A 13,984-nucleotide genomic window follows, 5' to 3' on the forward strand; every position below is an offset into this window, starting at 1 on the left:
TTGCTAATAAAAACAACCGTTAGCTGCTTGAAAAACAGACAAGTTGTTCTAAATTTAATATGCCGACATATCGTTCATCAACAAGGAAGTACGCATGTTAGACAACCTTTCTTTCAAAAAAGCCATTATCGCAATATCTGTTGTTTCGTGTTTGTTTATTTTTTTACTCATAGGCTTTTCCATCCAACAAGATATAAACAACATAAACCGCGCAAAAGGCGATCAATTACTGCTCAAATTGGCTCTGAAAGCTGACAACGTTGCGCATAACTTCGCGGTAGAAAGAGGCCTGTCAGCGGGGTTTATTGCCGGTGGCGCAGCAAGTCAGTTTACGAAAGTAACAGCGCAACGTAAAAAAGCCGACAACGCATTGCAAGCTTTAAAAAATGCCGATATGAACGCCCTCTCTGGTGAAGTAATGCTGTTGCGAACACGACTTGAAAACTACATTGCAGACCGCACAGCTATTCGCCAACAAGTTGATAACCGAAACGGCAAAGAGGCCTTTAATTTTTATTCAGAAGTTAATTTAATGGCCCTTGATTTAGTAAAAGCCATTACTGTTTCAATTGATGATTCACAAACACGTGCGCAGTTTATGCAGGTTTACTTTTATTCACACCTAAAAGAGCATTTGGGGCAAGTAAGGGGCAAACTAAACGGCATTTTATCGGCAAAAAAATTCAATTCAACACAGGCGCAAGAGGTGTCCAGTTACATCGCCAATATTCGACGTTTTAAATCACTGCTGTCAGACAACTCAGAACAATCGCGTTTTTTTAAAGAGCTCAGTATCGCCAAATTTAACGATTATATTAATAACACCATAAACGATGTCTTTTTAAATCAGAAACCAACAAGTTCATGGCCAGAAGCAAGCGCATGGTTTACCACAACAACCCAATATATTAATCAAATTAAACAACGCGCTACTGAATTTACCACGCAAATAGATAGACAAAAGCACGCTACGATTAACAGCTATTACCAAGGTTTAACTGGCAAGCTTGTGGCATTATTAGTTATTGCCAGTGTCATCGTATGGGCAAATATTCGCGTAATAAAAGGCCTTACTTCAAAAATTAACCACATCAAAGAAACCCTATCGTATATTTCAAACTCTGGCGATTTAACCATTCGATTAAACGATCAATCTCATGACGAACTCGGTTCCATTAGTCGTGATATTGATAAATTGCTCAATTCACAAAAAGATTTAGTTGGCCACTTATCAAACGCACTGCATATTATGAGTGGCAGCATTGACAAAATATCGGATGTCAGTCGCCATGTTATTGATCAAATTGTTAAAAATGATGGTGCGCTACAGAATATTGCCAGTTCAACCGAGCAGCTTTTTCAAACCACGTTAGGCATTAAAAACGAAATGGACGAGTCGATGGATAGCACCTCACAGCTTGACGATGTGTCAAAGCATACGCGATCTATCACAGAGCAGTCTAAAGGTTCGCTCGATACCCTAATCGAATTAAATGAAAACGCATTTAACTCCACCGAGAGCTTGCATCATAAAAGTCAGTCAATCGTATCAATACTAGAAAGCATTAATAGTATTGCCGAACAAACCAATTTATTAGCGCTAAATGCCGCAATAGAAGCCGCCCGCGCCGGTGAACAAGGCCGAGGCTTTGCTGTCGTCGCTGACGAAGTCAGACAACTTGCAATTCGCTCTAAAGATGCCACAAGCGAAATCAGCGGTGTGTTAGAACTGGTGAAAAATGACGCAGAAGAATTAAAAAGCTTAATGGAAAATATACACGAGTCGAGCAAGTTCACCTCAACTAACAGTAACTCCTCACTTGAAAATATAAACACACTTTATAATCAAATCAGTAATATTCAGGCACGCTTAAAGTCCGTATCGGTGTCGACAGAAGAGCAATCGGAAGCCGCATCTCATATTACGCAACAAGTAAGTGTTATTAGTGAAGAGTCTAACTCCATAACCAGTGATATGGAGCAATTAAATGAATTGATTGAAGGACTTACACAATCAAATCAACAGCTTAAAAGCTCAATTACACACTATAAAACAGCCTAACCTGCTAGTTAACTGAAAACGCCACTATTTTTGTAACAATTAGCGGCGTTTTATGTGTAGCTAGATTTTGCCTTTACTTACTTCTAAACGCGCTAATAAACTGGATGTATCATAGCGGCCACCACCAAGATTTTGTACTTCACTGTAAAACTGGTCAACAATTGCTGTTACTGGTAGCTGTGAGCCATTTTTACGTGCTTCATCTAGCGCGATACCTAAATCTTTGCGCATCCAGTCAACCGCAAAACCAAACTCATATTCGCCCTTAAGCATGGTTTTATGACGATTTTCCATTTGCCACGAGCCCGCAGCGCCTTTGGCAATGGTCTCAACCACTTTTTCACCATCAAGCCCTGCATTCATCGCAAAATGCATGCCTTCTGCAAGCCCTTGTACCACACCCGCGATACAAATTTGATTAACCATTTTGCAAAGTTGGCCTGAACCAACCGGCCCCAGTAATTGGCTAAACTGTGAAAATGCCGCCATAATTGGTTGCGCTTTTGCAAACACCAACTCATCACCGCCACACATTACGGTTAATACACCATTTTCTGCGCCAGCTTGTCCGCCTGAAACAGGCGCATCTATAAAATCATTGCCTTGCATTTTTGCAAGCTGAGTCAATTCTTTAGCAACTTCTGCCGATGTCGTTGTGTGATCTACAATAACCGCGCCCGGTTTTAGTCCAGCAAGTATGCCATCTTCGCCTTTTACCACTTGACGTAAGTCATCGTCGTTGCCAACGCAAATAAACACAAAATCTGCGTTTTCAGATGCTGCTTTTGGCGTTTCGGCAAAGCGACCTTGGTATTCATTGGCCCACTTTTGCGCTTTTGCAGTGGTGCGATTATAAACACATGTTTCATAGCCTGCATTTTTAAGATGACCCGCCATTGGGTAACCCATTACACCTAGGCCAATAAACGCAACTTTTAACGACATAACTTACTCACTTTTAATCTTTACAAAACTGCAATTGAGTATAATCATTTAACACATTGAATTATAGGCCTACATTTTGCCAAGGATATCTATATGACTACAGCACCATTTCGCATTGCATTTTTTAGCGCGCAAAAGTACGATATCAGCGCATTTGACAGCCAATTGCCAAACGATATAACAGCTGAATATTTTACACAGCCACTTAACGAAATCTCAGTAAAACTTGCCGAGGGGTTTGATGCGGTATGTTGCTTTGTTAATGATACGCTTAATGAAACAGTGATTAACGCCCTTAACGAAATTGGCATAAAGCTCATTGCACTGCGCTGTGCAGGTTTTAATAACGTGGATATCCCAGCCGCAAATCAGTGCAAAATGGCCGTGGTTCGGGTGCCTGCGTACAGCCCTGAAGCGGTTGCCGAACATTGTTTAGCGCTTATTTTAACGCTCTCGCGTAAAACACATAAAGCGTATAACCGCGTTAAAGAAAACAACTTTGATTTAAACGGACTGCTTGGCTTTAACCTGCATAATAAAACCGTTGGCGTAATTGGCCTTGGCAAAATAGGCAGCGCATTTGTTCGAATTTTAAATGGGTTTGGCGCTGAGGTTATTTACTTTGATCCCTTTGCTGAAAGTGATATCGCAACCCCCGTTAGCCTAGAGGCTCTATACCAGCAATCAGATATTATTGCCCTGCACTGCCCACTTACCAACGACACTTTGCATATCATCAATGAGCAAGCACTTGCGCAAATGAAACCGGGCGTGATGCTAGTAAACACAAGTCGCGGCGCATTAATTGATACTGCTGCGTGTATTCGTGCACTTAAATCGCGCAAATTAGGTTATTTAGCGCTTGATGTGTACGAGCAAGAATCAGAACTATTTTTTAAAGATATGAGCTGTGAAATTATCGATGACGATGTATTTCAGCGTCTACTCACCTTTCCCAATGTGCTGATCACAGGCCACCAAGGCTTTTTCACACAAGAAGCAATGAGCGAAATTGTGGCGACCACACTCAACAATGTGAATGAATTTATTGCCAATTTACCATTAACTAATGAAGTTAAATGCCACGTTAGCAAACACTGCTAACATTAAGATTGGGCAAATAAAACGAATATAATTTGCTAGCACTTTGTAACCAAGTTTGTTTGATTCGTGCAGTTGATTACCGCGTTTCCAAAGCCACCCCACAACCACAAAGTAGAATAACCCCATTAGTGGTAATTGATATTGGGTAAATACGGTGATCACTAAGCCAAACAACCATTCAAAGTTAACGATTATCACACTTGAACAAATACCCACAATAACCGTTACCAGCCAAGTTGCAGGTTTTCTATTAAAACCATGGTTTTCGACTAAAAACGATACTGGAATTTCTGTCGATGAAATCGTTGACGTTAGCGATGCAATCGACATTAATACAAAAAATACAAACGCCACCACTAAACCAAAGGCACCTAAGGTAGCAAACAGCTGAGGTAACACAGCGAAAATTAATTGCCCTTCACCAATCAACTTACCACCTTGCATAATCTCAACACCCTGCGCTTGTGCCACATAAAGTGCTGGAATAATCAGCAAGCCCGCCAAAAAGGCAACGCTGGTATCAAGCATGGCAACCGAAATCGACATTTTTGCTACGTTAGCATCTCGTTTTAGATACGAGCCATAAATCATCATGCAGCCAACACCCAGCGATAACGAGAAAAACGCTTGCCCCATGGCAGCAATAATTAAATCTGGATCAGTGACTTTACTAAAATCAGGCACTAAATAAGCATTAAACCCTTCGCTCGCGCCATCTAACGTCGCAATGTAGGCAATTAACGTAAGCAGTAATACCAATAAAACCGGCATTAATCGGCGCGACCACACCTCAATACCCGACTTAACCCCTTTCAAAATAATACTGGCGGTTAATATCAGCATCAACGGCGTAAAAATAAAGTTGCGCAATATTGAATCTGATTTTAAGAAGTATGCAATGTCGGTAAGGCCAAAGAATGTGGCAATTGGTTCAAGTGCAAATGCAAGCATCCAGCCAGCAACAATGCTGTAAAAGCTTAGCATCACAATGGCGCCGCCAAGGCCAATATAACCTGCTGCCGCGCCCATTTTCTTGCTGGTAGATTGGCACGCTTCAGCCAACGCCTTTACGGGGTTCGCTTGTGCACTATGGCCAATATAGAGTTCAGTAAAAAGCGCAGGTAACGCCAGTAAAAAAATTACAATAAAGTAAACCAACAAAAATGCACCACCACCGTGGTTTGCCGCTTGTGTTGGGAAGCCCCAAATATTACCTAAGCCAACCGCGGCACCTGCCGCCGCTAATACAAAACCTAAGCGACTTTGAAAGCCATCTCTAATTTGTGCCATATTGAACTCTTATTTTTATTATCTACACCACGACTTACGTAACCAAGCAAGATATACTGCAGCAAATTGTAAAACTGCGCTTGGCTAAAAGACTAATCTATCGGGTATGGAAACGATTAACAACAAAAAACCACCAATTACAGGCATCTCGCCTGAGCGCGCGCATTTTAGCGTGCTAAGCCCTAAGTCACCAATTAATTTAGTTATAGCCAATAGCCAAGCCCTTAATTTCGACCAAATAAACATCACAAGTTTATTATCTGCGCATGAAATTAGCATTTTAGAAAGGCGCAAGTTAGAAAGCGCTAAACGCGAATACTTAGCCTCGCGTTATTTAATTAAGCAATTAGCGCAACAGTTTTTTGCGTATGAAGCAGCTGAACTCACCACCTTTTTTGATGAACACACTGCACGTTTGGTAATTAAATATCAAAACAACACCGTGCCACTGTCACTGGTGATAAGTCATTCCAAAGGCTGGGTTGCGGTGTATTTAGCACATGAGCCAGAGCGTATGGGCATCGACCTTGAGTTTATGTCGCAAAAGCGCCCTTTTTTAAAATTAGCCAACCACTTTTATCATATTGATGAAATTAATGAAATTGAAGCGGCAACCCCTATGTCCGATACTTTTTTTCGTATTTGGACATTAAAAGAGGCCCTTGCTAAAGCTGTTGCCATGCCAATTGCCCAGCTGCTTTCACCTAATGTATATCACGGTTATGCAAAACATAATTTAGCAGCCTATAGCTGCCAAATTAATGGGTTTGATTTTAGTTTGGCAACGCCAATCACTGTTAAACAGCCACCAGCGCTTGTTGAAGTTTCCCTTAAACCCGATTTAACAGGCTTCCAGCAAACGGCTGTGAATCGCTTGCACCACATTATCTGATTCACTTTGCTCAACTAAGAAACACAGATTGTGCTTACTTGCGCCATGGCAAATTAAACGAATATTAAAATCACTGAGTACACCCATTAAGTTAATTTCACCGTGGCGTAATTGAATTTCAGAGCCGATTAATGCCACCAAGGTTAAATTATTCTCAACCGTTACATGACAAAACTCGCTTAACTCATCAAGACAAGCTTGTTCCAACTCCGGACGCGATGCATTTGGCGCGTTATCTAACGTTAACGCGACACTAATTTCAGATGTAGTAACTAAATCTACTGAAATATTGTATTTCGCTAAAATAGTGAAAACACGTGCTAAGAAGCCGCTCGCAAGTAGCATTTCAGGGCTTTTAACCGTTAATAGTATTTGATTTTTACGCTGGGTTACCGCGCGAATGCCCGCTTGTTCTGATTTTTCTTTCTCAATCCAAGTACCACCTTGCTCTGGCGCTTTGCTCGAACCAACAAACACACTAATGCCACTGCGACTTGCTGGTAAAATAGTGGCTGGATGTAATACTTTAGCGCCAAAGGTTGCCATTTCTGCCGCCTCATCAAAGCTCAGTTTGGCAATCGGCGCCGCTTTTACACATAAACGAGGGTCTGTACTAAAAATGCCCACTACGTCTGTCCAAATGTAAACCGCTTTTGCATCAACCGCTTCAGCCAATAATGCTGCACTGTAATCAGAGCCACCACGGCCAAGCGTTGTCGTATCACCTTGGCTATTGGCACCAATAAAACCTTGGGTAACTACAATGTTTTCGCTTAATAACGGCAATAAATTTGCTTGTGCTAATTCACGAGTGCGTTCAACATTCGGTTCTGCTTTACCAAAATGTGAATTGGTCGCTAGCACTTCACGTACGTCAAAGCGCAGCGATTGTGCGCCTAAGCTGCGTAAAACCTGGGTAAATAAATACGATGATAAACGTTCACCAAAACTTAATAGCTCGTCGCTTGCTTTGTCATCAAATTCGTTTTGTAATGCAAAGGTTTTAAACGCTTCAAGTGTTGCTAAAAAACCTTCGGTAATGTCGTCATCTAATGTGAGTTTTTCAGTAATTTTGTGCTGAATAGCTACCACGGCGTCAATATGTTCTTGGCGCGCAGCCTCTGTTAAATCGTCATTTGCAAGGCTTACTAAATGATTGGTAACACCAGAGCTTGCACTTACGGCAACTAAACGGGTGCTTGGGTTTGATATAACAATTTCAGCACAGCGCACCATAGCGTCATAGTCTGCGACACTGGTACCACCAAATTTTGCTACATTAATACTCGAATTAGACACGGTCTCTCCTTTAAATCTTAATAAGGAGAACTTGGCAAGGAACGTGATTGATTACATCAGGATAGTCTCTGCCAGAAGCTCTCCACCTGGTACAGGTGACAGTCCCGAAGATTCAACTTCTAGAACCGAAGCAAGCTGGCCACAAATCCAGATCACTCCTCGGCAGTTAACCCCCTGATAGACCGTCGTCGGGAATGCGCCCTCGAATCTACTACCTGGTTAATGCACCTCTTCTGTGTTTGAATACTTACTAAGCACACAAACAAAAGCCTTCTAAAAAGAAGGCTTTTGAAATTTACCGTTTAGCCGTCTAGCTGTCAATCACTAATTAAGAAATAAACAACCAACTAAATACGATGATGAATAACCAATGGTGTAGGCAATCATCAAATACATAAACATGCGTAGGTAACTTACAAAGGTAAGCTCCTTAATTTTGCTCATCGCAATAATACCCGCAGCTGAACCGATAATCAGCATTGAACCGCCTACACCGGTTGCATAGGTAAAGGTTAACCACTGACGTGTATCCATTACGATATCTGCTTTTAGTAGTGCTGCAGTAAGCGGTACGTTATCAACAGCCGCTGACAAAATACCCATAAAGTAGTTTGCATATTCAGGTGCAAGCACTTCATAAAGGTGGGTAAATTGATTCAACACACCAATCTCTTTCATCGCGCCAACAAGCAGTAATACCCCTACGAAGAATAATAAAGTGTCGTACTCAATTTCGCGCACGTAATCGATAATCTTTTTATTCACGTCTTTTTTACGCATTAAGAATTGCGCAACTAAGAACATTAGCGATAAACCAAATAAGAAGGTTAATAATGGCGGAATGTGATACCACACACTAAACATCAGCGTCGCTACGATGGTTGAAACAAAGATACAGGCAATGGTGATATCGGTTTTTTCAATACGGCGTAGCTCTACTTTTTCAAACGTAATAGTGCCTTTCATTCCCATACTTAGCATTGCCGCTAAAATAAATACCGATAACGCAGCAGGCGCCACAAGCAACAATAAGTTAGCAATGGTGACTTTATCTGCAAGGAAAATCATTAAAGTAGTTACATCACCGGTGATAAGCGATACCCCACCTGAGTTCACTGCAAATACAATAAGCGTGGCATACTTAATGAGTTTTTTGGCATCAAGCTTTAACGACATCACAACCGCCAGCGATATCAGCGTTGCCGTGATGTTGTCAGAAATCGACGAGAAGAAAAATGCAAACGCACCGATTAAATACATCAAATTGCGTTCGCTCATTTCATTAGGCAATACCCTATGCACCAAGCTTTGAATAAACCCTTTGGAGTTTAAATATGCAACAAAGGTCATCGCTGCCATCAAAAACAACCACAAGGTCGCAATTTCTAAAATATTATGATCGAGTTCTTTTTGAACAGATTCTGGACTTTGCCCATGTAAAGGGGAAATAAAGAGAATAATCCAGCACAAAGTTCCAAAAAATAGCGTTGTTTTGGCTTTGTTTACATGGATAATATCCTCTATAACAATCAGCACGAATGCGATTATTATCAGCGCGAGAATAACACCTGACACCATCTTGTTATTTTAACCTGTAGAGTTGAGTTAAAAATTTGAACGAACACCCAACCTGCGGTCGATAAGAAGCCTGTTGAGCGGCGCGAAGTGTAGCACTGAAGATTACCTAAAACCACTACGGTTTTAGTCTAATTACACATTTTTTTTATAAAAAATTTACTTTTTGGATAGATATCAAGTTAACGTGGATAAATATGATCCCACCTAAAAGAATTCTAGCAACCTTGGTAGACAATTGGTCACTGATTGAAGCCCTAATTAAACGCTTTGATTTTGGCGATTTTAGCTTCCAAGATGCCCAAAGCTTGTTAAAAAAGTTAGAACCAAAACTCTCTTCCGAGGCGGTATTTAAGCAAATTAACAAGTTGATCCAGCTAGAGATCATCATACCTTTAGCTAAATCGTCGCAGCTCGAAATTAACCGTGCTATTGCCGATTTCTCGCAGTTTTTATTGCAAGAAGAAAGCCTTGGCCTCATTGGCGAGATTCACGTACTCGTTGACGATTTGGCGCGCTTAAACCAACGTTTATCTAACGCTGGCTTTAACGACGATGAAATGGAAATTAAACGAAACGCCCGCATTATGGACGAGCGCGTGCGTAAAATTGTTAAATTATTCCAACATAATCATAACGCTATTTTTAACCTTGTTGAACAAGCTAAATCTAACGACTCTAATTTAACGCTGGCAAAACGCTATAAAGCGGTCATTGAAGCATTTGATGAATACATCGAGCCAATGCTAAATATGGTCGATATTGGCGGCGAATTTAAGCTGTGTTTTGAGCAAATTGAAGCCTCTCTGAGTGACTTGATTATTCACTTCACCACCCTCGGCAAATTTAAACACGAGAAACGCCAGCTAGAGCAACTACGCAGCCGTATTTTAGATATGTATTTAATTGGTCAGCAATCTCTTACCAAAAGTGCCGATGTATTATTGCCACTGCGTGAAGAACTGCGCCGCAATACCCAGCTAACCAAGCAAACCTCAGAGGTACTTGCGCTTATTCGTAAACAAGGGGTGGATAAAATCCTTGGCGAATTTATGCCATATTTCAGCTCAGAGGCGCAGCGATTATCGCTTGGTTCTAACAACCAAATCACTGCGTACATGGCCGAGCTTGCTGAATTTGAACACGACGAGTACGAATTACCGGATATGAGTACGGTAAATCAGTACACTGCACCTAACATTCCTGATTACAATCAAGTAAAACAACGCTTTACGCAAGCTAAACGCAGCAAAAAAGCGTCTATTATGGATTTCTTAACGACCACCTATGATGAACTAGAAACTGACGAGTTATTATACCTTTACCAAAAACTAGCAAGCGATAACACGCTCGCTATTTCCCACGGCGAGCAAGTGACCATTCAAAGTGGCAATAAACAACTTACGCTCAAGCCGTATCTCGCACGTTCAGTTTCATCGGATTAATTTATATGTCTCAAATCGATTTATCATTGCTTACAGAGCTTAAAGCAATTAACAAAAAACTGGTGTCTGGCTACCATATTTGCGAGCAAGACAGCCAACTATTTCAACAACTTGATCAAGAATTTGATGCTTATGAAGCGCTTTTTTCTGCTCTTGGCCAAACCCTTGTTCACGATGCCCGCGGGTTTTATTACCTGCAAGTAGATGATGGCACCCCAAATATGGGTAAAATCTCACGCTCATTCGCCCTTACCATTTATGTGTTGATTGAGCACTACGCCAACCTAGGTAAAGATCCGCTGGTTGCCCTTTTCGATAGCGATATCGACCTTGAACTGATGATGACCTTAGTGCAAAACAATAAACACTTATTTGACCAGCTAGAGATCTTTTCGGGTAGCGATATGCGCCGTGATGTATTTTTACGTATGGTAAGACTTGGTGTTGCCCGGGAAACTGAATTGGGTTTTCGTATTCTTGCCTCAGCGCACCGCTATTTAGACGCCCTAAACGACATTAGCAATTTTCAAAGTCACATGGACGAGGAGCAAGTGTAATGACTGAGTTATATGGATTAACCAAACTTGCTCTACTAAATACTGCAGGTTACGCAAAATGTGTGATCCCGCTCAATAAAAGTAGCTCTATTTGTGCGCCTAATAACACAGGTAAAAGCTCGGTTATCAACGCATTACAGTTTCCGCTAATTAACGATTTGCGTTTAACCGAATGGGACGGACACGACCTCGACGAAACCCGTAAATTCTATTTCTCGTCTGATCAATCGTATATTCTACTAGAAGCAGAACTCCCCCATGGCCCAGTAGTCATTGGTGTAGCAGGCCTTGGTAAAGTAGCAGGTTATGGCTACCAGTATTTTTGCTACCACGGCAAATTAGATTTAGCCGACTACACACAAAACAAACGCATTTTAAAATACACTCAGCTATTTAAAGAGTTAGGTGAAAAAGGTTACGCCCCGTATGAGCTTAAAGCACAAGAGCTAAATGCCCTGCTAACTGGCGGAGCAACACCGTTTGATAGCGTGCTTAACCTTAAAATGATCCCGCTAAATCATGCCCATGATGCACCAATTTATAAAGAGATCTTCCGCCGAATTCTTAACTTACATAAGCTTGGCGCGCAAGATGTAAAACGCTTTATGTTAAAAGTGTTTGAACGTCATATGTCAAACGCCAAGGTGGACTTTTACGATGTGTGGCAACGCGCCTTTGAAAAAGTAAACCGTGCAAAAATAGAGTTAAAAGCGCTTGAACAAAACGGCGAAGCCATTACCGCGCTTGAAAGCATGTTAGAGCACCAAAGCGCACTAAAAGGCAAACTTGCGGCCTTTGCGCCAAAAATTGATAAAGCCTTAATTGATTACAGCGATTTTAACGACAACAAACTAATTGAAATCACCGAGCAGCTAGAAGGCATTGAAAGCGAGAAAATCGAGTTTGAACAGCGCCAAAGCCTGTATGTCGGACAACTTCGTGAAATAGAGCGTAAACGCACCCAACTCGATGCCTGGTTTAGTGAATTTTCTACCCTCAAAAATGAGTTTGAGCTAGTTAACGAAGCGCAGTTAAAAGGCGAGCTTTCGCAAGTTAAAAAAGAATACGATGCGCTTTCACATACCCTTGCCAGCGCCGAGGGGCAATCACTTGTTACCCTAGATTTCCGCATTAAAGATGCCACCAAGCAAATTAAGAGCTTAAAACAGCAGCTTAAAAACCTTGAGTACAACTTATTCACTCGCATGCGTGAAGATTTATCGCTGAAAGAAGTAGAGGATATTTCGTGCCTGCTTAACCACGATATTATGACCATGGCAACGTCGGGTAAAAACGACATCACCATTCATGATGAAACTGCCTTTAGTGAACTGCTTGATTTAATTTCCCGCTCAATTGAAGGCAATGTGGCTAAATTGCCGGGTATTGATATTCCATTAAAGGGCTTAAACGCACTTAAAATGCAATCGGGCGATGATAAAGAAACCATTAAAGCGCAAATTAATGCATTTGAAACATCGCTTAAGGAATTACTGGCGCAAAAAGACGTTGCCGTTGATTTAGAAGGTAAAAAGCAAGAAAAAGAAACCCTTTACCAAACGGTAATGGCGCACGAAGCCGCACTGAGTCAATTTGCTAAATACACCACTATGCTGGAATCAATTGAGGCGCAAGAGTTATTACTGTCACAACTTGAGAGCGAGCAAGAGGAGGTAGAAGGGTTACTCAGCGAAGTGCAAAACGCCGTTGCCACCATTGCCGACAGACGTTCAATTATTAAAGCTAACCGCGATATGCTGGCGCGCCAAAGTGCCCGTTTAGCGCAAGTAAAATCAGAGCGTATTGACCATACCCTTGATTTTTACGCAGGTAAGTCAACGCCCTACCCAATTGATATCACCATTGATTTTGATAACTTAGCCGATTTAATTCATGGCTTTAACAAAGACTGTCATGAGCTTAGAAATTTTGCAGTTAACGTATCAAATACCTACCTGCATATTTATAACGCAGGCCTAACAAAATTTGATGGCGAAACCGACGAATACTTAAAGTATCAAAAAGTGATTAATGCCTATCATAACCTTGATAACGAGCAACAAGCGGTTGAACGCCAAGCGCGTGTGGCATTGACCGAAGTAGCTGCCACCATTAAAGGGCTGCGCGAAGATTTAGATCGCCTGCGCCGTGAAATGAACAGCTTTAATAGCGGCATTAGCCAGCACCGTATTTCAAACTTACAGAGCTTTAAAATTGAAGTCTTACCGCGCAAACAGCTTATTGAAAGTATTGATACCATTATCTCTACCTCGAATAAGCTCGATAACGGCGACACGCTCGATTTACTGAGCCAACAAGCGTTTGACGAAAAAGAGATTAATCGCGCAAAAGATCATTTAATTGAGCTTGCCACCGGTAATGGCGGTTTAACTTTAAGTGATTTATTTGATATTCGCTTTGTCGTGGTCAATCGCGCAGGTGAGCAAGATACCTTTGATAAAATCGACTCGGCTGGGTCAAACGGTACCCGTATCACCATTAAGCTACTATGCGGCATGTTATTTATTCGCTACTTATTGGCAGATAAAGAACAAAGCAAATACCGTATTCCTATCTACATTGATGAAGCAGCAGATATCGACCCGCAAAACCAACAAGCGATTATTGAAACCGCATATAGTTTTGGTTTTGTGCCGCTGTTTGCCTCGGTTAAACCACAGGTAAGCTGTGAATACATTGTACCTATTCGCACCGTGAGTGATGGTAAACAAAACTGGGTAGATGAAAACGACTGGATTGCAGTAAGCGACACTGAAAGTAATTTAGTAGCAAGCTAATTTAGCCACAGCGCAAG

10 protein-coding genes and 1 riboswitch are annotated in these 13,984 nt (G+C 41.4%); of the genes, 6 read left to right on the plus strand and 4 right to left on the minus strand.

Features of this window, described 5'->3' with window-relative positions:
* Positions 1-94: 94 nt before the first annotated feature.
* Positions 95-2,062 carry a methyl-accepting chemotaxis protein gene (locus tag ACXAFE_RS08165; RefSeq protein WP_475151130.1) on the plus strand — a complete coding sequence of 656 codons (1,968 nt, stop codon included), beginning with the start codon at positions 95-97 and terminating at the stop codon, positions 2,060-2,062.
* A 60-nt stretch (positions 2,063-2,122) separates the two neighbouring features.
* On the opposite strand, the gene ACXAFE_RS08170 is transcribed toward ACXAFE_RS08165, so the two are convergent.
* Positions 2,123-3,007 (minus strand): NAD(P)-dependent oxidoreductase, encoded by an 885-nt coding sequence (locus ACXAFE_RS08170; protein WP_475151132.1) that lies wholly within the window; start codon positions 3,005-3,007, stop codon positions 2,123-2,125.
* Between the two features lie 93 nt (positions 3,008-3,100).
* On the opposite strand from ACXAFE_RS08170, the gene ACXAFE_RS08175 reads away from it, so the two are divergent.
* Positions 3,101-4,111, plus strand: coding sequence for a 2-hydroxyacid dehydrogenase (locus ACXAFE_RS08175; protein WP_475151135.1), 1,011 nt, complete (start codon positions 3,101-3,103; stop codon positions 4,109-4,111).
* Here ACXAFE_RS08175 and ACXAFE_RS08180 read toward each other — a convergent pair.
* Positions 4,070-5,401, minus strand: coding sequence for a sodium-dependent transporter (locus tag ACXAFE_RS08180; protein ID WP_475151138.1), 1,332 nt, complete (start codon positions 5,399-5,401; stop codon positions 4,070-4,072). The genes ACXAFE_RS08175 and ACXAFE_RS08180 overlap by 42 nt on opposite strands.
* Positions 5,402-5,507: 106 nt before the next feature.
* Here ACXAFE_RS08180 and ACXAFE_RS08185 point away from each other — a divergent pair, with 106 nt between their 5' ends.
* On the plus strand, positions 5,508-6,293 hold the full coding sequence (locus ACXAFE_RS08185; protein ID WP_475151140.1) for a 4'-phosphopantetheinyl transferase family protein: 786 nt from the start codon (positions 5,508-5,510) through the stop codon (positions 6,291-6,293).
* On the opposite strand, the gene lysC is transcribed toward ACXAFE_RS08185, so the two are convergent.
* Both lysC and nhaD read right to left on the minus strand, forming a co-directional pair.
* A complete protein-coding gene (gene lysC, locus ACXAFE_RS08190) occupies positions 6,243-7,529 on the minus strand; it encodes a lysine-sensitive aspartokinase 3 (RefSeq protein ID WP_475153598.1) in 1,287 nt (428 codons plus the stop codon). The two genes, ACXAFE_RS08185 and lysC, sit on opposite strands and share 51 nt — an antisense overlap.
* Positions 7,530-7,659: 130 nt before the next feature.
* Positions 7,660-7,833, minus strand: a riboswitch (Lysine riboswitch).
* Between the two features lie 83 nt (positions 7,834-7,916).
* Positions 7,917-9,170, minus strand: coding sequence for a sodium:proton antiporter NhaD (gene nhaD / locus ACXAFE_RS08195; protein WP_100913583.1), 1,254 nt, complete (start codon positions 9,168-9,170; stop codon positions 7,917-7,919).
* 194 nt (positions 9,171-9,364) lie between these two features.
* Between nhaD and ACXAFE_RS08200 the strand changes: the two genes are divergently transcribed.
* The 3 genes from ACXAFE_RS08200 to ACXAFE_RS08210 are packed head-to-tail and all read left to right on the plus strand — an operon-like array spanning position 9,365 to position 13,967.
* On the plus strand, positions 9,365-10,612 hold the full coding sequence (locus ACXAFE_RS08200) for a hypothetical protein (RefSeq protein ID WP_475151145.1): 1,248 nt from the start codon (positions 9,365-9,367) through the stop codon (positions 10,610-10,612).
* Between the two features lie 5 nt (positions 10,613-10,617).
* Complete coding sequence (locus ACXAFE_RS08205) at positions 10,618-11,169, plus strand: condensin complex protein MksE (protein ID WP_054980586.1); 552 nt, start codon at positions 10,618-10,620, stop codon at positions 11,167-11,169.
* A complete protein-coding gene (locus tag ACXAFE_RS08210; RefSeq protein WP_475151148.1) occupies positions 11,169-13,967 on the plus strand; it encodes an AAA family ATPase in 2,799 nt (932 codons plus the stop codon). The genes ACXAFE_RS08205 and ACXAFE_RS08210 overlap by 1 nt, the downstream gene beginning before the upstream one ends.
* The last annotated feature ends 17 nt before the right edge of the window (positions 13,968-13,984 follow it).

The sequence above is a fragment of the Pseudoalteromonas sp. ABV4_021 genome (assembly GCF_056159365.1).